At 72.6% G+C, this 18879-nt stretch carries 18 protein-coding genes; 12 read left to right on the top strand and 6 right to left on the bottom strand.

The annotated features are described in order from the left end of the window. Positions 1 to 16 precede the first annotated feature (16 nt). Positions 17 to 226, bottom strand: a complete 210-nt coding sequence (locus AB0I32_RS20115; RefSeq protein ID WP_357509205.1) for a hypothetical protein — start codon at positions 224 to 226, stop codon at positions 17 to 19. 362 nt (positions 227 to 588) lie between these two features. On the opposite strand from AB0I32_RS20115, the gene hrcA reads away from it, so the two are divergent. The 3 genes from hrcA to AB0I32_RS20100 are packed head-to-tail and all read left to right on the top strand — an operon-like array spanning position 589 to position 3559. Continuing rightward, complete coding sequence (hrcA, locus tag AB0I32_RS20110; RefSeq protein ID WP_357509203.1) at positions 589 to 1608, top strand: heat-inducible transcriptional repressor HrcA; 1020 nt, start codon at positions 589 to 591, stop codon at positions 1606 to 1608. Positions 1609 to 1659: 51 nt separating this feature from the next. After that, complete coding sequence (gene dnaJ / locus AB0I32_RS20105; RefSeq protein ID WP_357509201.1) at positions 1660 to 2781, top strand: molecular chaperone DnaJ; 1122 nt, start codon at positions 1660 to 1662, stop codon at positions 2779 to 2781. 10 nt (positions 2782 to 2791) lie between these two features. After that, on the top strand, positions 2792 to 3559 hold the full coding sequence (locus AB0I32_RS20100; RefSeq protein ID WP_357509199.1) for a 16S rRNA (uracil(1498)-N(3))-methyltransferase: 768 nt from the start codon (positions 2792 to 2794) through the stop codon (positions 3557 to 3559). 55 nt (positions 3560 to 3614) lie between these two features. Here the strand turns inward: AB0I32_RS20100 and AB0I32_RS20095 are convergent, their stop codons facing one another. Together AB0I32_RS20095 and AB0I32_RS20090 are read right to left on the bottom strand one after the other, a co-directional pair. After that, positions 3615 to 4463 (bottom strand): OmpA family protein, encoded by an 849-nt coding sequence (locus tag AB0I32_RS20095; RefSeq protein WP_357509197.1) that lies wholly within the window; start codon positions 4461 to 4463, stop codon positions 3615 to 3617. Further along, positions 4460 to 6220 (bottom strand): helix-hairpin-helix domain-containing protein, encoded by a 1761-nt coding sequence (locus AB0I32_RS20090; RefSeq protein WP_357509195.1) that lies wholly within the window; start codon positions 6218 to 6220, stop codon positions 4460 to 4462. Before AB0I32_RS20090 ends, AB0I32_RS20095 begins: the two co-directional genes overlap by 4 nt. A 250-nt stretch (positions 6221 to 6470) precedes the next feature. Here AB0I32_RS20090 and AB0I32_RS20085 point away from each other — a divergent pair, with 250 nt between their 5' ends. The 5 genes from AB0I32_RS20085 (at position 6471) to era (ending at position 10807) form a co-directional block, all read left to right on the top strand. After that, entirely contained in the window at positions 6471 to 6821 is a 351-nt protein-coding gene (locus AB0I32_RS20085; protein ID WP_357445759.1) for a histidine triad nucleotide-binding protein, read from the top strand. Positions 6822 to 6925: 104 nt separating this feature from the next. Next, entirely contained in the window at positions 6926 to 7990 is a 1065-nt protein-coding gene (locus AB0I32_RS20080) for a PhoH family protein (protein ID WP_357509192.1), read from the top strand. Next, entirely contained in the window at positions 7987 to 8439 is a 453-nt protein-coding gene (ybeY, locus tag AB0I32_RS20075; protein ID WP_357509190.1) for an rRNA maturation RNase YbeY, read from the top strand. The genes AB0I32_RS20080 and ybeY overlap by 4 nt, the downstream gene beginning before the upstream one ends. 5 nt (positions 8440 to 8444) lie before the next feature. Next, on the top strand, positions 8445 to 9842 hold the full coding sequence (locus tag AB0I32_RS20070; RefSeq protein WP_357509188.1) for a hemolysin family protein: 1398 nt from the start codon (positions 8445 to 8447) through the stop codon (positions 9840 to 9842). Continuing rightward, positions 9839 to 10807, top strand: a complete 969-nt coding sequence (gene era, locus AB0I32_RS20065; RefSeq protein WP_357509186.1) for a GTPase Era — start codon at positions 9839 to 9841, stop codon at positions 10805 to 10807. Before AB0I32_RS20070 ends, era begins: the two co-directional genes overlap by 4 nt. A 180-nt stretch (positions 10808 to 10987) precedes the next feature. Here the strand turns inward: era and AB0I32_RS20060 are convergent, their stop codons facing one another. Then, positions 10988 to 11635 carry an NAD(P)H-dependent oxidoreductase gene (locus AB0I32_RS20060; protein ID WP_357509184.1) on the bottom strand — a complete coding sequence of 216 codons (648 nt, stop codon included), beginning with the start codon at positions 11633 to 11635 and terminating at the stop codon, positions 10988 to 10990. 79 nt (positions 11636 to 11714) lie between these two features. On the opposite strand from AB0I32_RS20060, the gene AB0I32_RS20055 reads away from it, so the two are divergent. Then, entirely contained in the window at positions 11715 to 12056 is a 342-nt protein-coding gene (locus AB0I32_RS20055) for a helix-turn-helix domain-containing protein (protein ID WP_357509183.1), read from the top strand. A gap of 7 nt (positions 12057 to 12063) precedes the next feature. On the opposite strand, the gene AB0I32_RS20050 is transcribed toward AB0I32_RS20055, so the two are convergent. Continuing rightward, on the bottom strand, positions 12064 to 13272 hold the full coding sequence (locus tag AB0I32_RS20050) for an FAD-dependent monooxygenase (RefSeq protein WP_357509181.1): 1209 nt from the start codon (positions 13270 to 13272) through the stop codon (positions 12064 to 12066). 81 nt (positions 13273 to 13353) lie between these two features. Between AB0I32_RS20050 and AB0I32_RS20045 the strand changes: the two genes are divergently transcribed. Together AB0I32_RS20045 and AB0I32_RS20040 are read left to right on the top strand one after the other, a co-directional pair. Then, a complete protein-coding gene (locus tag AB0I32_RS20045) occupies positions 13354 to 13959 on the top strand; it encodes a PadR family transcriptional regulator (RefSeq protein WP_357509178.1) in 606 nt (201 codons plus the stop codon). Between the two features lie 53 nt (positions 13960 to 14012). Next, entirely contained in the window at positions 14013 to 15572 is a 1560-nt protein-coding gene (locus AB0I32_RS20040) for an alpha/beta hydrolase (RefSeq protein WP_357509176.1), read from the top strand. A 16-nt stretch (positions 15573 to 15588) separates the two neighbouring features. On the opposite strand, the gene AB0I32_RS20035 is transcribed toward AB0I32_RS20040, so the two are convergent. Beyond that, complete coding sequence (locus AB0I32_RS20035; RefSeq protein ID WP_357509175.1) at positions 15589 to 16368, bottom strand: 4'-phosphopantetheinyl transferase superfamily protein; 780 nt, start codon at positions 16366 to 16368, stop codon at positions 15589 to 15591. Between the two features lie 219 nt (positions 16369 to 16587). On the opposite strand from AB0I32_RS20035, the gene AB0I32_RS20030 reads away from it, so the two are divergent. Then, positions 16588 to 18756: a hypothetical protein gene (locus AB0I32_RS20030; protein ID WP_357509173.1), complete on the top strand. Its 2169-nt coding sequence runs from the start codon at positions 16588 to 16590 to the stop codon at positions 18754 to 18756. The last annotated feature ends 123 nt before the right edge of the window (positions 18757 to 18879 follow it).

Below are 18879 nucleotides of genomic sequence, written 5' to 3'. Positions count from 1 at the left end.
GTGCTGACGCCGGGCGTCAGGCGACGCGGGGCCTGGCCGTGCGGGCGGCCTTGGCCTGCCGGGTGTGCTCGGCGGCGCGCTCGGCGGCGCGCTCGGCGGCGCGCTGCTCGGTCGCCTGGCGGCGGGCAGTCTCCTTGCGCTCGCGGGCCATCCGCGACTGCTCGGTCCGGCGGTCGGTCTCCTGCTCGTTCCTGCGGTACTCGGCGAAGTCGGTAAAACCGAACATGGTGTGTGCCTCCTGGTCGTCGCCGGCCCGTCGCCGGCGATGACTCAAGGTTCGTCCGTGAGGTACCGCCGGCGGATCGGGCGGTCGCCGCATCTTTCGGGCCGGGCCTGCGCAGGCGTTCGGCGGTACCTAAGGCATTGCCCTAGTCGGCCCCTCGCGAACGGGGATGACACTAGGGTTGGGCGCCTGACCTGCAGGTCTGCCCGGTCCGGGTCCGGCCGGCCGGAACGGGTCGCGGGTCGGGGACTTGGCCTGTGGCGTGTGCCGCGTAGGATTGGCACTCGGCTGGCGAGAGTGCTGGAGCGCCGGCCGGAACCCGGGTGCAGGTCCCGGACGTTCTACCTGGGACGGAGGTGAGCGCGGTGAGCGAAGAACGCAGGCTCGATGTCTTGCGAGCGATCGTGGAGGACTATGTCCGGACACGGGAGCCCGTGGGCTCCCGCATACTCACCGAGCGGCACAAGCTCGGTGTGTCCCCGGCGACCGTGCGCAACGACATGGCGGCGCTGGAGGAGGCCGGGCTCATCGCCCAGCCGCATACCTCGGCCGGTCGCATCCCCACGGACAAGGGCTACCGCCTGTTCGTGGACCAGCTGGCAGAGGTGCGGCCGCTGACCGTGCCCCAGAAGCGCGCCATCGAGACGTTCCTGTCCGAGGCGGTCGACCTGGACGACGTGGTGGCCCGCGCCGGACGCCTCATCGCGCAGCTGACCGGCCAGGTCGCCGTCGTGCAGTACCCGTCGCTGCGCCGTTCCGGGCTGCGGCACCTGGAGCTCGTGCCCTCCGCCGAGGGGCGGCTCCTCGTCGTCGTCATCACGGACACGGGACGGGTGGAGCAGCGGTACCTCGACGTGCCCCTCGGGATGGACGACGCGACGCTCGGCGAGCTGCGCGCGCGCTTCAACGCCGCGGCCGCCGGCCACCGGCTCACCGAGATCGGCACCGCCTTCGCGCGGGTCACCGAGGCGATGCCCGACGAGCATCGCGCGCTGGGTACGGCCGTCGCCGAGGTGGTGACCGCCGCGCTCGCGGAGGAGAGCGAGGAGCGCATAGTGCTGACGGGCCAGGCCAACCTGGCGCGCTCCAGCATGCGGTTCGAACAGGGCCTGCGTCCCGTGCTCGAGGCCCTCGAGGAGCAGGTGGTCCTGCTCGGCCTCCTCACCGACATGACCGACGACGCGGGGGTTGCCGTGAGCATCGGCCACGAGAACCGCCTGGCCGGCCTGTCCGAGACCTCGGTCGTCACGTCCGGCTACGGCTCGTCCGACGGCGACTCCGTCGCGATCCTGAGCTCGATCGGCCCCACCCGTATGGACTACCCGGGCACCATCGCCGCGGTGCGCGCCGTCGCGCGCTACCTGTCGCGTGTGCTGCCCAGCTGACATCCCCTTGTCCACGAACCTCCTCACCCACGTTGCTCAAGAGAGAGACCTGTGACCGACTACTACGAGATTCTCGGTGTTCCGCGCGACGCCTCGCCCGAGCAGATCAAGAAGGCCTACCGCAAGCTGGCCCGCGAGCTGCACCCCGACGTGGCAGGCAATGTGGGCGAGGACCGGTTCAAGGACGTCGCGCGTGCCTACGAGGTGCTGTCCAACCCGGACAAGCGCCAGCAGTACGACATGGGCGTCGACCCCACCGCACCAGGTGGTGGCGCTGGCGGCGGGTTCGGTGCCGGGTTCGGCTTCCAGGACATCTTCGAGACCTTCTTCGGCGGCGGGCAGCCCGCCGGGCCGGTCCCGCGCGCCCGGCGCGGTAACGACGCGCTGGTGCGGCTCGACCTCGAGCTCGCCGAGGCGGTGTTCGGCGCCAAGCGCGAGATCCAGGTCGACACCGCGGTGGTGTGCAACACCTGTGCCGGCGACGGCGCGCGGCCCGGCACCTCGGCACGCACCTGCGACGTCTGCCACGGGCGCGGTTCCGTGCAGCGCGTGGCGCGCTCGTTCCTCGGCCAGGTCATGACCAACCAGCCCTGCTCCGCCTGCGGCGGCTTCGGCACGGTCATCCCCGAGCCCTGCACCGACTGCTCCGGCGAGGGCCGCGTGCGCTCGCGCCGCACCGTCTCCGTGAACGTCCCCGCCGGCGTCGACACCGGTACGCGCATCAAGCTCTCCGCGCAGGGCGAGGTAGGCCCCGGTGGCGGCCCCGCCGGCGACCTGTACGTCGAGATCCGGGAGCGCGCGCACGACACGTTCGTGCGGCGCGGCGACGAGCTGCACTGCACCCTCCAGGTGCCGATGACGGCGGCGGCGCTCGGCACCGTCCTCGAGCTTGACACCCTGGACGGGCTCCAGGAGATCGACCTGCGCCCTGGCACGCAGCCCGGCCAGGTCATGACCCTCAAGGGCCTCGGCGTGGGGCACCTGCACTCGACCGGGCGCGGCGACCTCAACGTGCACATCGAGGTCCAGGTGCCGACCGCCCTGGACGAGGAGCAGACTGCGCTCCTGCAGCAGCTCGCGGTCCTGCGCGGCGAGGAGCGGCCCGAGTCGCGTCTCGCGTCCGTGCACGGCGGCGTGTTCTCGCGCCTGCGCGACAAGCTCAGCGGGCGCTGACCGCCCACCCATGAGCGCGCCAGTCTTTCTCGCGGAGGCGTCCACCGCCCATCCGCTCTCCGAGTACGCCGCGGGCTCGGTCTACGTGCTCGACGGCGCGGAGGGCCGGCACGCCGGCGTCGTCCAGCGGCGCGGGCCGGGGGAGCGGATCGACGTCGTCGACGGCGCGGGAGTGCGCCTGCGGACCATCGTCGAGTCGGTGGTCGGCGCCGAGGTGCACCTCCGGGTCGAGGAGGTGGACGTCGAGCCGGCGCCCGCCGTCGTCGTGACGCTCGTCCAGGCCCTCGCCAAGGGCGACCGCGACGAGATGGCCATCGAGGCCGCCACCGAGGTCGGCGTGGACGCGATCATCCCGTGGCAGGCCGAGCGGTCGGTCGTCGTCTGGCGCGGGGACCGGGCCGCGAAGTCGCGGGCACGCTGGGTGAGCACCGTGCGGGCCGCGACCAAGCAGGCCCGCCGCTGCCGCATCCCCGACGTCGAGCTGCCGCTGAGCACCAAGCAGCTCGCCGCCAGGACCCGCGACGTCGTCGCGGCGGGCGGGACCGTGGCCGTGCTGCACGAGGAGGCGAAGGCGGGCCTGGCGACGGTAGCGCTGCCCGACGCCGGCGAGGTGCTCCTCGTCGTCGGCCCCGAGGGTGGGATCTCGGAGGCCGAGGTCGCCCTGCTGACCGAGGCGGGCGCGGTCACCGCGCGGCTCGGGCCGCACGTGCTGCGCACGTCGACCGCGGGCCCGGTGGCGATAGCCCTCCTGAGCGACCGCCTGGGCCGCTGGGCCTGACCGGCCCGCGAGGTAGAGCGCCTGTCCGGACACACGCTCTACCTCGCGGTACTCGTCAGTCCACCACGATGAACTCCACGCGGCGGTTCGTCTCCAGGTCGGCGAAGGTCTTCGGCACGACCAGCGGGTCCGACTCGCCGTAACCCTTCGCGGTCAGCCGGTCCTCGTCGACGCCGAGCGCCACCAGCCGGTCGAGCACCTCGTCGGCCCTGCGCTCGCTGAGCCGCCAGTTGTCCACCCGGGTCCCGCGCGAGTCCGTGTGCCCCTCGATGCGGACCTCGACCTCCGGGTGTTCCTCGAGCACCTCGGCGGCGTTCCGCACCACCCGCCGGCCGTCCTCGGTCAGCTCAGCGCTGTCCGTGACGAACGTGATGTTCGGGATCTCGACCAGGTCCTCCTGGGCCTGCTCGCGCTCCTCGCGCGTCGGCTTGCGCTCCGGCTCGTCCTCCTCCGGTTCGGCCGATGCGCCGTCGGACGACGGGTCGGTCACCTCGGGCGAGGGCGTCGCCTCCGCGGAGACGTCGATCGTCGTGTCCTGGGACGTCGTGTCCTCGGCCGCCGTGGGCTCGGGATCGCTTCCGGTCAGGTAGGCGTCGGTCGTCACGGTGCCCGCCGACGCCGGACCGTCCGGCCCGTACGCCACAGCGGTCCGGACGCCCTCGACGTCGTTCACCACCTCGGCGGCCGTGATCGCGTCGTAGTCGGACGAGGCGGTCACGTCGGCGTCCCGGCCGGTGATCTCGACGTCCACACCGCGGAGGTCGGCCGCGGCGAGCGCGCTCTCCGCACGCTCGGTCAGGTCGGCCTCGATCCCCTCGCGGAACCCCGTGTCCTGGACGGCCGACAGCGCGCCCAGCCCGAGGACCGCGACGATGACCGGAAGCAGAACCGACCGCAGGCTCATGCCTTGGCCCCGGAGCCCGCCGACTCGGTGTCGCCGCCGGCTGCCGCTGCCTCGGCCTCGTCCTCGGCGATCGCCTCCGCCTTGGCGTCGGGGTCGGCGATCTCGTCGACGTCGGCGTAGTCGACGTCCTTCTTGAACTTCGCGGCGCGGTCCTGCCCGCCGATCAGGTAGTCCTGGAACTCCTGGAGGCCCGCCTCGTCACCGTCCGCGAGGTACTGCGCCTGGTGCGCCCAGTTCGCGGCGGCGGGTGCGAACTTGATGCCTGCCGTCGTGAGCGCCTCGCGCAGCTCGGCCTCGGACGCGGCGGCCACCTTGGCGTACGTCGTGTAACCGGCCGCCTGGAGCGCTGCCTCGATCTTGGGGCCGATGCCCTCGATGCGGCGGAGGTCCTGCGGCTCGGGCTCGGGCTCCGGCTCGGCGGCGGCTTCGGGCTCGGCGGCGGCGGTCTCCGCCTCGTCCTCGGCGATCGCCTCGGCCCTGGCGTCGGCGTCGGTGATCTCGTCGACGTCGGCGTAGTCGACCTTCTCGCTGAACTTGGCGCGCCGCTCCTGCCCGCCTACGAGGTAGTCCTGGAACTCGCGCAGGCCGTCCTCGTCGCCGTCGACCAGGTACTGGGCCTGGTCGGCCCAGTTCGCGGCGGCGGGCGCGAACTTGATGCCTGCCGTCGTGAGCGCCTCGCGCAGCTCGGCCTCGGACGCGCCCGCGACCTTGGCGTACGTCGTGTACCCGGCCGTCTTGAGCGCGGCCTCGATCTTCGGGCCGATGCCCTCGATGCGCTGCAGATCCTGCGGCTCCGGCTCCGGCTCCGGCTCCGGCTCGGGCTCAGCGGCGGCGACGGCGGCGGCCTCCGCCTCGTCCTGCGCGATGGCGGCGGCCTTCGCCTCGGCGCCGGCGATCTCGTCGACGTCGGCGTAGTCGACCTTCTCGCTGAACTTGGCGCGCCGCTCCTGCCCGCCGACGAGGTAGTCCTGGTACTCGTCGAGGCCCTTGGTGTCGCTGTCCACCAGGTACTGGGCCTGGTCGGCCCAGCTGGCGGCGGCGGGCGCGAACTTGATGCCCTGGCCCGCGACGGCCTGGCGCAGCTCTTCCTCGTTCGACGCGGCGATCGACGCGTACGTCGGGTAGCCGGCGGCGACCAGCGCGGAGGCGATCTTCGGGCCGATGCCCTCGATGCGCTGCAGGTCGTCGGGCTTCGTGGCAGGCGCGGCCTCGCCAGCGGGGGAGTCGGCGGGGGAGCCAGCGGGGGCGACGGCGGCGGCCTTGGCGGCGGCCTTGGCCGCTGCCTCCGCCTCGGCGGCCTTGCGCGCGACGGCCTCGGCCTCGGCGACGACGTCGGACCCGGCGGCCTCGACCTCTGCCGCACCGGTGCCCGCACCGGCTGTGCCGGACTCGTCGCCAGACCCCGTCACGCCGTCCGCGGCCAGCAGGACCGTGCCGGTACCGGCTGCGGGCTCGGTCTCCGACGTCTCGACGCCGGCCTCCGCCCCGGTGCCGGTGGAGGCGACCGCGAGGGCTGGAGCGGGCTCGGCGGTCTCCGCCTCGGCGTCCGCCTCCGAACCGGCAGCGGACTCCGCCTCGGCGGCGGACGCGGGCGCGGCGGCAGCGGCCGTGCGCGCGGCTGCCTCCGCCTTCTCCGTCACGTGCGTGCCCTTGGCCCGGCGGCCCCAGACGAGCCAGCCGATCCAGATGCCTGTCGCAAGGCCGATCAGGGCCGCGACGATGATGAATGCGAGCGATTGGGCGATGAACCAACCCACGCGTACCTCCAGGTGACTACTGCGGTGTGTGGTGTGAGGGTGACGACGGGACCCGCGGGACGGATGGCGACGAAATGGTGTCGCAGCGCGCCAATCTCCATCGAATGCCGCAAACTCTCCCACATCCCTTTCACCCGGGCATTACGTACTATGTAACGGTACGGAAAAATGTGCCCTCGGGGCCCGCCAGGCCGGGCGTCCGGGCCGCCTCCGGGGGTCGGTCGCGACCCCCGCCGGTAGCCTGCAGAGCATGACGAGCACCGACAGCCCTGACTGCCTCTTCTGCAAGATCGTGGCGGGGGAGATCCCCGCGGACGTCGTGGCGTCGTCGGACACGGCGATCGCGTTCCGGGACATCGCGCCCAAGGCGCCCGTGCACGTCCTCGTGGTCCCGAAGGAGCACTACCCGGACGTGCCGGCCTTCGCCGCGACGGACGCCGCGGGCCTGGCGAGCGTCATCGGGCTCGCCGACGGCGTCGCGAGCGAGCTGGCCGACGGCCAGTACCGCCTCGTCTTCAACACCGGGCCCAAGGCCGGGCAGACCGTCTTCCACGTGCACGCCCACCTGCTCGCGGGCGGCGAGCTACCCGGCTTCGCCTGAGGGGCCGACAGAAACACCGTGGCGCCGCCCCTCCTGGTCGATAGGATGTGGACCATAGTCATCCCTACCGCACAAAGGAGCGGATCGGCCCCGCGGGCCGGCTCATGACAACAACGCCCAGCACACAGTCGCAGACCCGGATCGAGCACAAGATCGTCGTTCCGGCCCACATCCCGACGGTCGCGCTCCTCGGGAGCCGGGACTCGGTGCTGCGGGCCGTCGAAGAGGGCTTCCCCGGCGTCGATGTCCACGCCCGTGGCAACGAGATCGCCGTGAACGGACCGGCGGGCGACGTCGCCCTGGTCACCCAGCTGCTCGACGAGCTGATCGAGGTCGTCGAGGCGGGCACCCAGCTCACCCCCGAGGTCGTGAAGCGTTCGGTCGCGATGCTGAGCGCCGCGTCCGCGTCGCGCCCGGCCGAGGTCCTCACGTTCAACATCCTGTCCAGCCGCGGCCGCACCATCCGGCCCAAGACGGTCGGGCAGAAGGCGTACGTGGACGCGATCGACACCAACACGATCACGTTCGGCATCGGCCCGGCCGGTACCGGCAAGACCTACCTCGCCATGGCCAAGGCCGTCCAGGCGCTGCAGGCCAAGCAGGTCAACCGGATCATCCTCACGCGCCCCGCCGTCGAGGCGGGGGAGCGCCTCGGCTTCCTGCCCGGCACGCTGTCCGAGAAGATCGACCCGTACCTGCGTCCGCTGTACGACGCGCTGCACGACATGGTCGACCCCGAGCAGGTGCCCAAGCTGATCGAGGCAGGCACCATCGAGGTCGCTCCGCTGGCCTACATGCGTGGCCGGTCGCTGAACGACTCCTTCATCGTCCTGGACGAGGCGCAGAACACCTCGACCGAGCAGATGAAGATGTTCCTCACCCGCCTGGGCTTCGGCTCCAAGATGGTCATCACGGGCGACGCCACGCAGATCGACCTGCCGGGCGGCACCACCTCCGGCCTGCGCGTGGTCGAGGACATCCTGCTGGGCGTCGACGACGTCGAGTTCTGCCGCCTCACGTCGTCTGACGTCGTGCGGCACCGGCTGGTCAGCGACATCATCGACGCGTACGCGCGGTGGGACGTCCTCACCGACGACCGCCGTCCGGGCCGTCAGCCGCAGGACTACCGTCAGGGCGGGAACCAGGGGAGCAAGAGGCAGCGCCGGTGAGCATCGAGGTCAACAACGAGTCGGGGTTCGAGGTCGACGAGGCGGAGTTCGCCGCGCTCGGCCGGTTCGTGCTGGACGCCATGCGGGTGCACCCGCAGTCGGAGCTGTCGATCATCTTCGTCGACACCACCGTCATGACCGACCTGCACGTGCAGTGGATGGACGAGCCGGGCCCCACCGACGTCCTCTCCTTCCCGATGGACGAGCTGCGCCCCGGACGCGACGGCGACGTCACCGCGGCCGGGACGCTCGGCGACATCGTGCTGTGCCCGGAGGTCGCGGTCACCCAGGCCAAGGCCGCCGGCCACTCCACCACCGAGGAGCTCCTGCTCCTGACGACGCACGGGATCCTGCACCTGCTCGGCTACGACCACGCTGAGCCGGAGGAGGAGAAGGAGATGTTCGCGCTGCAGCGGAAACTTCTCCTGACCTTCCTCGCGACTCGGTGACCGGCGTGATCGCTCTGCTCCTCACGCTCGTCATGCTGGTCGGCCTCTCGCTGGCGGGCATGCTCTCTGCCGGCGAGGCCGCGCTTCTGCGGGTCACCCGAGCGTCCCTCACGGAGGCGCTCGCGGAGGCGGAGCTGGGGCGGTCGCCCGACCCGGACCGCGCCGCACGCATCCGGCGGGCCCAGGCGCTCGTCGTCGACCCGACGGCGATCGTCGCCTCCTTCGCGCTCGTGCGCGTGATGTCGGAGGTGGTCGCCATCGCAGCCGGGACCCTGCTGGTGCAGCAGACCATGCCCGGCGAGGGCGTTCCCGACGAGCTGCCCGTGATGCTCGTGGCACTGGTCGTCGGGGTCGTCATCGGCGTCATCTTCGTGCGGGTCTCGCCGCGCGCGCTCGGCTTCCGCAACCCGGTGGCGGTGCTGCTCGCGCTCGTGGGTCCGCTGACCGGGGTGTCGCGCGCCGTCGCATGGCTCACCAGGTTCTCGGTGCCGCGCTACGACCCGTCGCCGCCCACGGAGGCCGAGCTGCGCGACATCGCCGACCGGGTGGGCGAGAGCCTCTCGGAGAGCAGCGCGTTCGAGGAGTCCGACCGGGAGCTCATCCGCTCGGTGATCGAGCTGGGCGGCACCATCACCCGCGAGGTGATGGTGCCCCGCACCGACATGGTGACCGTCACCGCCGACACCTCCCTCGACCGGGTGCTCCGGCTGTTCCTGCGGTCGGGTTTCTCGCGCGTGCCGGTGGTCGGCGAGTCGGTGGACGACGTCGTCGGCGTCGCCTACCTCAAGGACGTCGTCGCCGCGGTGCACTGGCCGGTGGACGACGGCGGGCGGGGCGGGCGCGGGCCCTCCGAGCGTCCCGCCGCCGACGTCGCGCGCGACGCCGTCTTCGTGCCCGAGTCCAAGCCGATCGACGACCTGCTGCGCGAGATGCAGGCCTCGGCCAGCCACATGGCCCTCGTCGTGGACGAGTACGGCGGCGTGGCCGGGCTGGTGACCATCGAGGACCTCCTCGAGGAGGTTGTGGGCGAACTCACCGACGAGCACGACACGGTGCCCGTCCAGGAGGTCGAGGACCTCGGGGACGGCGTGCTCCGCGTGCCCGCCCGGCTGCCCGTCGACGAGCTCGGCGACCTGTTCGACCTGCGCCTGGACGACGACGACGTCGACACCGCGGGAGGCCTGCTCGCCAAGGTGCTGGGCAAGGTGCCGCTCGCGGGCTCGTCCGTCGAGGTGGGCGGCGTGCACCTGGAGGCGGAGCGCGTGGAGGGCCGCCGCAAGCAGATCTCGACGATACTCGTACATCGTACGGAGCCGGCCGCCGAGCCGGACGACAGCAACGGTGGCCTGGATCAGCACGACCACCGTGATCAGAAGCGTGACCAGAAGGAAGTGACCTCGTGAGCGACCAGCCCGCAGTGCATCAGACCGCCGAGCACCGGAGCGGCTTCGCCTGCCTGGTGGGCCGCCCCAATGCCGGCAAGTCCACCCTGACGAACGCGCTGGTGGGGCAGAAGGTCGCCATCATGTCGGCCCGGCCGCAGACCACGCGGCACACGATCCGCGGTGTCGTGCACCGTCCGGACGCCCAGCTCGTGCTGGTGGACACACCGGGCCTGCACCGGCCGCGGACCCTGCTGGGCGAGCGGCTCAACGACCTGGTGCGGGACACGCTGTCCGAGGTGGACGTCATAGCGTTCTGCATGCCCGCCGACCAGAAGGTCGGCCCCGGTGACCGCTACATCGCCGCGCAGCTCGCCGAGCTGATGACCGGCCGCCGGCGGGTGCCCGTCGTCGCCGTCGTGACGAAGGCGGACCTCGTCCCGCGCGAGACGCTCATGCAGCACCTCCTCTCCGTGGACCAGCTCGCCAGGGCCGTGGACCGCGAGTGGGCCGACATCGTGCCCGTCTCCGCGAAGGACGGCTACCAGGTCGAGGAGCTGGAGGCGGTGCTCATCTCGCACCTGCCCGTTGGCCCCGACCTGTACCCGGACGGCGAGCTCACGGACGAGCCGGAGGCTGTCATGGTCGCCGAGCTCGTGCGCGAGGCCGCCCTGGAGGGCGTGCGCGACGAGCTGCCGCACTCCCTCGCGGTGGTCGTGGACGAGATGGTCCCGCGCGAGGGCACGGGCGACCCCGAGAAGGGCAGGCCGCCGCTCCTCGACGTGCGGGTCAACCTGTTCGTGGAGCGCGACTCCCAGAAGGCGATCATCATCGGGCGCGGCGGGTCCCGGCTGCGGGCCGTCGGCACCGAGGCGCGCCAGGGCATCGAGAAGCTGCTCGGCCAGCGGATCTATCTCGACCTGCACGTCAAGGTCGCGAAGGACTGGCAGCGCGACCCGAAGCAGCTGCGCCGCCTGGGGTTCTAGTCTCCTGCGTCTCGCCGTGCAGGTTGTGCTGCCCCGAGATCGGTCAGCTGCACGTGGCTTGACGTGAGTTCGGTCGGTCGCTTCGAGTTCGGTCCGTTGATTGACCGAACTCGAAGCAACCGACCGAACTCGAACGACGGCGAAGGCAACCGACCGAACTCGCGAGCGTTTTCGCCTCACCTAGGCGCTGCGCGACTCCGCCAGCTCGCGCCCGTAGCGGACGGCGGCGGACTCGGCGTCGCGCTTGAGCTCGGCGGCCGGTTCGGCGAAGGCGTCCAGCGCCGGGTTCACGCCGACGAGCGTGAACGCGCGGTGCACGATGCGCAGGTCGAGGCCCCAGACGTCCTCCAGCACGCGACGCAGCCACGCGGTGGAGTGGTCCCAGCCCTCCTTGGGCGAGCCCTCGGCATAGTTGCCGCCGAGCACCGTGACCAGCGTGGCGGGCTTGCCGCGCAGTGCGGTGCCCTGCGGGTCGATGCGCGGTTCGGTGTAGGCGAGGTCGAACCACGTCTTGAAGTGCTGCGAGACGCCGTAGTTGTACAGCGGCACGGTGAAGAGAAGGGCGTCGGCGTCGATGAGCTCGTCGGCGAAGGTGTGGGCCAGGGCGATCGCCTCGCGCTGCGCTTCGGTCCGCTCCTCGTCCGGTGTGAACCCGCCCTGCACGGCGTCCTGCCATGCGGTGGTCGGCACCGGGTCGGCGGCGAGGTCGCGGCGCACCACGGTCGACGTGGGGTGGGCAGCGGTCCACTCCGCTTCGACGAGGTCGCCGAGGGAGCGGCTGGCGGAGGAGGCGGGGAGGATGCTTGCGTCCAGGCGGAAGAGGGTCACGACAGCTCCGTTCTTGTTTTCAGAGTCGCTAAGAAAAACAGAGCGACTAGTGAGACGGTAGCACGGGTAAACTGGCGCGATGGCAGCGGACGACCTGCAGGTGCACCAGTGTGATGCGGCGATCACGCTCGCCTTCTCGATCCTCGGCAAGCGCTGGAACGGCATGATCGTGGCTGTCCTCGGTTCCGGACCGCTGTCGTTCGTGGCCCTGCGACGGGCCGTCACCGGCATCAGCGACGCGGTGCTGTCGGACCGGCTCTCGGAGCTCGCCGATGCCGGCCTCGTCACCCGGAGTGTCGATCCTGGACCGCCCGTCGCTGTGGCCTACGCGCTCACGGCCTCGGGTGAGGAGCTGCAGCCGGTGCTGCAGGAGCTCGGCCGCTGGGCCCTGGAGAACATGGCCGGCGTCGCCCACCGCTGATCAGCGATCACGCCCGCGACGGAGCCTGGTTCGTCGGCGCGTCCCAGTCGATCCGGTAGTCGGTGATCCAGTCGCGCGTCGTCCGGGCTGCGGCCCGGCCCACGAGCGGCAGGATCACGCGGTCGCGCAGCACCCGGGTCAGCGGGTTCGGGATCTTCTGGTTGGACGTGCGCTTCGCCTGGGCGATCAGCTTCTCCACCCGGGTGCGCCGGAACGCCTCGAACGCCGCGAACGCGGTGGCCGGGTCGCCGTGGTCACGCAGGAATCGCGCGAGCAGCACCCCGTCCTCGATCGCGAGCGAGGCGCCCTGGCCCGAGGTCGGTGAGATGGCGTGGGCCGCGTCCCCGATCAGCCCGATCGGGCCGCGGTGCCACACGGGCACGGTCGGCAGATCGAGCGTGTTCCACGGCGCGATGATCTCCGGGGTCGCGGCGACCAGGTCGAGCGCTGGCCCGTCGTCGTCGGCGAAGAGGCTGGTCAGCTCGGCCCGCCAGCGGTCAGGGGTCCACGCCGCGAGCTCGTCGTCGCTCGCCGCCCGTGCCTGCGGGACGTTGGCGAACCACCAGACGTCGCCCGGCGCCCTGTTCGCGTAGGCGAAGAAGGCACGCCTGCCGAACGTCATGGTGAACGTGCCTTCTGGCGCGTCGACGGAGAGGCCGGTGGCGTAGCCGCCGGTGTTGAGCAGGCCGGTGTAGCGCGGCGGCGGGCAGGCCGGGTCGAGGATCGCCCGCACGCGGGAGTGCAGGCCGTCGGCGCCGATGAGCAGGTCGCCCTCGGCCGTGCTCCCGTCCGCGAACGAGGCCACCACGCCGCCGCCGTCCGGCAGTGTCGTGGCGTCGACGAGGCGCTTGCCGTACTCGACGGGGATGCCGCGGCGTGCCGCCTCGTCGCGGAGTCGGACGTAGAGGTCGGAACGCCGGACGGTCTGGCTGACCGTCCCCGCGGCGTCGTCGCGGCCCATCGGGAGGTGGGCCAGCGGCCTGCCGGACGCCGACCGCAGCGCGAGGGTGTGCGTGTCGAACCCGCCGAGCCCGCGTTGGTCGATCCCCAGCGCCTGGAGGGCGGCCAGGCCGTTCGGGGCGAGGTTGAGGTAGGCGCCGACGCCGTCAGCGGTGCGCTCGTACGCCTCGTGAACTGAAGCGTCGATGCCCGCCTTCTGCAGGGCCATGGCGGTCACGGGTCCGGTGATGCCCGCTCCGATGATGATCGCTCTCATGCCATGACCATAAGATGGGTAGCCATAAAATGGCAAGAGGGGGAACAGGGGATCCACGCGGGGCGATCTACGCTGGGTCCCGTGACCCAGGACTCCCGGCCGCGCTCGCCGCTCGCGATGGTGCTGCTGGCGCTGCTCGCCGAGGAGCCCATGCACGCCTACCGCATGCAGCGGCTGATCAAGAGCCGGCGCAAGGACGACGTCGTCAACGTGGCGCGCAGCAACAGCGTCTACCAGTCGATCGAGCGCCTGCTCCGCGACGGTCTCATCGAGGTCCACCAGAAGCTGGCGGCAGAGACCGGGCCGGCCCGCATCGTCTACGCCCTGACGAACGACGGCCGGGACGCCCTCGGCCGCTGGATGGACGCAGCCCTCGCCACCCCCGCGCGCGAGTTCCCCGAGTTCCGGGCGGTGCTGGCCGTGCTCGCGATCACCGGGCCGGACCTCGTGCGGACCCGGCTCGAGGAGCGGGTGCGGGCGCTGGAGGCGGTGCTCGCCGAGGCCGAACGAGAGTCCGCTGCCGCCCAGGAATGGGGCCTGGCCAGGGTGCTCATGCTGGAGCACGAGCACCTCGTTGCCGTCACGCGCGCCGAGCTGGACTGGGTGCGCCAGGTGGTCGCCGACCTCCGGTCGGGGGCGCTGACCTGGGACACGGAGGAGATGCTGGCGACCCGCCCGCCCGAATGACTCGCCGCGCCCGCCAGGGGCAGTGTCCGGGCCTGCGGGCGTAGCATCCGATGGTGTTCTTTCGGACGGTCGCCACATCCGCCGCAGTCCTTGTCGCCCTGGCGCTGACCGGCGCCGTCGCCGGTCCCGTCTGGGAGCCCGCGCCCGTGACCTCGCACCTGCACCTCGGCTCCGCGTCGACGGCCATCGGTGGCGCCCTGCCCGGCGGCGGTGAGCCCGGCGACCACGAGGTGCGCGAGACAGAGGTGACCATCCCGCTCGCCGACGGGCTGGAGGTCGGCGGGCTGCTCCGCGAGCCGATCGGCGCGGGCTCCGGCTCGGACCGCCCGGGGATCGTGTTCGTGCACGGCGCGGGCACCGGCAAGGCGGTCGACGCGTTCACCCTTGCCGCAACGGCGCTGGCGAGCGCCGGGATCACCACGCTGGTGCCGGACAAGCGGCTGGACAACTACTCGACGCGGCACCGGGACTACGAGGCCATGGCGCGCGACTACGCCCACTCGGTGAGCTACCTGCGCGACGTCCCGGGCGTCGACCCGGACGAGATAGGGCTGTACGCGGAGTCGGAGGGCGCGTGGGTGTCGCCCGTGATGATGGTGGACGACCCACGGCTCGCGTTCCAGATCCTGGTCTCCGCGCCGGTGGTCCCGCCCCGGCAGCAGGCCGCCTACGCCGTCGACAACTACCTGCGGAACACCGACGTGCCGGCCGGGGTCTTCCGCGCCATCCCGCGTGCGGTGGGTATGAAGCTGCCCGGCGGCGGGTTCGAGTACGCCGACTTCGAGGTGCGGCCCTGGCTCGAGCAGCAGGACGACCCGATCCTCGCCGTGTACGGCACGAACGACGCGTCGATGCCGCTCGAGCAGGGCACGCGGGAACTCCTGGACACCGCCGGTGACGTGACCGTCCGGTTCTACGACCACGCGAACCACGGCATCAACGTCGAGACGCCCGAGGGGCTGGTACTGCACCCCGACTTCGCGACCGACGTCGCCGACTGGGTGCTCGGCCTCCCTGACACGGCGTCCGCCCCGCCCCGGCTCGCCGGTGCCCAGCCCCGGCAGGACTATCTCGCCGCACCCGTGCCGCAGCCGCAGTGGTACGGCGACGGCGACTGGCTGGTGGCGGTGGTGGTCACCGCGGCCGGGCTGCTGCTCGTGGGTCCGCTGCTGATCGGCGGTACGGCGCTGGCGGGCCGCCTCGCCCGACGTCGTTCCGGTCACCCGGGTACGCGCCTCGCCCAGGGCCTGCGCGCGCCCCTGGCGGGTCTGGCGATCGGCGCGGTCGTGACCACCGTCGGGCTCGCCGTCTACCTGGCGGCGGTCGCGCGCCTCGCCCTGGACTACGAGAAGAACGCGCTGGTGGTGCAGGGCGGCTGGATCGGCGTCCGGCTGCTCGGCATCGCGACGGTCGTGGCGGCGGCGCTGCTGCTCAACCGGCTCCGCGACCTGCGGATGTCGCTGGTCGAGCCTGTCGAGACGCCGCGGACCGACACGTCACGGGCCGGCGCCGCGGGCGTCGTCGTCCGGACGGGTTTCTGGGCGACGCTGCTCGGCGCGACGGCGCTGCTCGTCACCCTGGCCTACTGGGGCGCCTACCAGCTGGGCATCTGACCGACCTACCGGGGTTCTACCTCGGGGTCAGCAGGGCAGGGGTCCGGGAGGTACGGGGCTCCGGCAGGGGTACGACGACGTCGGGCACCGTGTCCGGGAGGCGCAGGTGCCGCACCTGGTCCACGTGCGTGGTCGTCGCCAGCGCGGCGCTGTGGTCCGCCGGCGCGGGCACGTGCGTCAGGTACGGGCGGGGGTAGGGGAGCCGGACCGACGGGTCCCGCCCCAGGAGCGTCGGCCGCGGGCCGCTGACGTCGAGATCGCGCAGCGGGATCGTCAGCCCGTGCCCGGTCAGCTTGGCGGTCGCCTCCTTGCGGGTCCAGTACGCGAGCAGCGCGTCCGCCCGGTCGCGGGCCGGCAGGCGTCGCCAGGCACGCCGCTCGGCGGGCGTGAGCGCGGCGGCCGCCAGGTCCTCCAGGTCGGCGTCCGCCGGGCGCGCGTCGAGGTCCGCACCGACCCTGCCCTCACCGACCACCGCGACCAGGACCCAACCCCGTGTGTGCGACACCGAGTAGTCGAGGGCCGCACCCGGCACGTGCGGCCGCCCGTGCTGCGGGTCGCCGCAGTGCTCGCACGACCGGTCCACGACGATCTCGTCGGGGAACGCGCCGAGGTAGCGCGACAGGATCAGGCGCTGGGCGGCACGCGACGTCAGGTGTACCGCGGTGGCGACGGAGTCCAGACCCACGAGGTGCTCGCGATCCGGTACGGTCAGCAGGCGCGTCCAGGCTTTCCGACGTCGGACCGGAACGAGCCAGACGTCGCAGGTGCGGGGTGCCGGTGCGGCAGCTAGGTCCACTGCGTTCTCCTGTGACCTCGGCGAGCTGTCGGCTGCGGCCGACGGCGGTGTTCCACCCACGTCGAATGTGATGGACGTGCGCAGAAATACAGGTGTGACCGGACTCGCCGTGGTTCGGCCTGACAGGCTCCGTCCCCGGCGGGTAGTAACGTCGGGGACCCAACGCCACCAGCCACACTTCCCCAGTCTCGACCAGCGGCGTTATCGAGGAGTGAACGGATGATGGACCAGCACGCTTCCGAGCGTGACGAGAGAGATTCGGCAGACGGCGCGCAGGACGCGAACGGCGCGCCGACCGAACGTCTCGGCCACGAGCACGTCGCAACGATCTCGGCAGAGGCCGAGCCCGGGCACACGCCCGACGGCACCGACGACGCCAGACCCTTCGCGAACATCGCGGTGGCCGACTACGTGCGCGACGCCATCGCCGCACTCGCCCTGCTCGTGTCGCTCGCGCTGCCATGGAATCTCGCCGACCGGGGAGCCGACCGCGTCGAGGTGGTCCTTGCCGTCGCGCTGTCCCTCGCCTCCCTGGCCCTGCCCTACTTCGCGCGCTTCGGCGTGCTGCCGGCCACGTGGACCGTGCACTCCACGCGTCGGGCACGCCTGCTCGCCGGGCTGCCGCTCGCCGTGATCGGCCTGCTGCACCTCATCTTCGACGTCCGCAGCGGCGCGGGCGTCGGCACCGGCCTCGGCCTCGCGCTCGCTGGTGCGGCGCTCGCCGCCACCCCGCGCGACAGCGAGCTCGGACCCATCGACGAGGACGGCGCCGTCGTGCGCGGCTGGCGCCTCGGCCTCGCAGGCGTCGGCATCCTGATCGCCGTGGGCGCCATCACCTCCACGCTGCTCGCAGAGCTTGCCGAGGACGCGACGCTCGGCGACCGCCTGCTCGCGCCCGTGTGGCTCGCGCTGGTCGTCGGCCTGGCGTGGCTCCTGGTGGGCGGCACCGTCCGGCACGACCGGCCCTCGCGGCTCGTGCTCATCGCCGCGGGCATCGTGCTGGCGCTGCTCTTCATCTTCACCTCCGGCGACTCGCTGACCGGCCTGGAGTCCATGCGCCCCGGCGTCACGGACCCGAGCCGGTTCGGCCTGGTGCTCCTGCCGCTCGCCGCTGCCGTCGCCGGAGCGCCCGCTGTACGCCGCGACCCCGCTGCGGAGGAGGACGTCAGCACCGAGCAGGCCGCAGGCGTGTGGGTGCGGGTCGCCATGCGCGCGTTCGACGTCATCGTGCTGCTCGCGGCGTGCAGCGCGCTGGCCGCGCTCGTGCAGCTCATCGACCCCGGCTTCATCGGGTCCGGCGCCGGCGTGACGCTGGTGGTGCGGCTCGTGCTCGGCGTCGTCGTCGGCGGTATCGCCTGGTTCGCGCGGCGCTCGCTGCAGCGCGACCCCAGCACGGGGCACGTGCCCGCCGTCGGTGCGGCGTGCGTGGCCGGCGTGCTGGGGCTCGTCGTCGTCATCGCGACGTCCGGCGCGAGCCTCGGCGTGAACCTCGGCGACCTCCTGATGGCGCTCGGCCTGCCGGTCGTCGCGGCGTCCGCGCTGATGATCCCCAAGGCGGTGCGTGACCACTTCCAGACCGTCGGTATCGGTGGGGACACCGACGTCGACCGCAGCCAGGCCTACCTGTGGGCCCCGCCCCGCCCCAAGGGCGACAAGGCGCCGCCCGTGTCGCTCCCGGAGCAGCCCGCGCGGTCGGCGCCCGAGCTGCGCCGGCCGGCCGAGCCACGCCGGGTCACCTCGACCGGCGCGGTGCGCACCGTCGCGGGTGCCGCCGCGGTCCAGCACGGGGTGATTCCCGTGCAGTCCGCGAAGCCGGAGTCGAGCGAGGTCCCGATCAGCGCGATGCGCACCGTCGAGGAGATCCGGGCAGCGGGCGCGCCCGCCGGCTCGTCGACGAGCGAGACGGCGGCCATGCCCCCGGTCCGGTCCGGCGCGACGCCGGTGGCGTCCGCGCAGCCGGTGTCCGCCGCGCAGCCGGTGGCGCCCGTCCAGCGGGCGGCCTCCGCTCAGCCGACGGCGCGTATCCGGCCCGTGACCGGCCAGCAGGCGGTCCAGGCCGACGCCGGTGCGGCTGCCGGTGACGCGGGCCAGGAGCAGGTCACGCGCCGCGTCGTCGTCGGGCAGGAGCAGAGCCAGCGCCCCGTGGCCGCGGACTACGGGTCCGAGTCGGGTCACACGGCAGTGCTGCCCCCGGTGGGCGGCAGGTGGACGCCGGCAGTGGCGCTCGACCCGGCCACCCCGCTGGCCGACCTGGCGAAGATCGTGCAGGAGGCGCCGCACCTGCGTCCGCAGGTCGCCGCCAACCCGTCCACCTATCCCGCGCTGCTGGACTGGCTGGGCGCCCTCGGCGACCCGCAGGTCGACGCGGCGCTGCGCAACCGCCGCTGACCTGTCAGCCGAAGTAGAGCGCCTGTCCGGACGCATCCTCTACTTCGCCGACCACCGATCGGCGAAGTAGAGCGTGCGTCCGGACAGGCGCTCTACTTCGCCGAAGACGTCCGGATCGTGGGC

It is taken from the genome of Promicromonospora sp. NPDC050249, assembly GCF_040656015.1.
Classification (GTDB): Bacteria; Actinomycetota; Actinomycetes; order Actinomycetales; family Cellulomonadaceae; genus Promicromonospora.
Note: the sequence above shows the minus strand (reverse complement) of the source record. Positions and strands in the feature narration are given on the sequence as shown.

Excerpts from the sequence above, each read along its gene's own strand:
- AB0I32_RS20030 (WP_357509173.1), top strand. The coding sequence starts at position 16,588 with ATGATGGACCAGCACGCTTCCGAGCGTGACGAGAGAGATTCGGCAGAC.
- AB0I32_RS20100 (WP_357509199.1), top strand. The coding sequence starts at position 2,792 with ATGAGCGCGCCAGTCTTTCTCGCGGAGGCGTCCACCGCCCATCCGCTC.
- AB0I32_RS20055 (WP_357509183.1), top strand. The coding sequence starts at position 11,715 with ATGGCAGCGGACGACCTGCAGGTGCACCAGTGTGATGCGGCGATCACG.
- AB0I32_RS20050 (WP_357509181.1), bottom strand. The coding sequence starts at position 13,272 with ATGAGAGCGATCATCATCGGAGCGGGCATCACCGGACCCGTGACCGCC.
- AB0I32_RS20085 (WP_357445759.1), top strand. The coding sequence starts at position 6,471 with ATGACGAGCACCGACAGCCCTGACTGCCTCTTCTGCAAGATCGTGGCG.
- AB0I32_RS20095 (WP_357509197.1), bottom strand. The coding sequence starts at position 4,463 with ATGAGCCTGCGGTCGGTTCTGCTTCCGGTCATCGTCGCGGTCCTCGGG.
- AB0I32_RS20115 (WP_357509205.1), bottom strand. The coding sequence starts at position 226 with ATGTTCGGTTTTACCGACTTCGCCGAGTACCGCAGGAACGAGCAGGAG.
- AB0I32_RS20080 (WP_357509192.1), top strand. The coding sequence starts at position 6,926 with ATGACAACAACGCCCAGCACACAGTCGCAGACCCGGATCGAGCACAAG.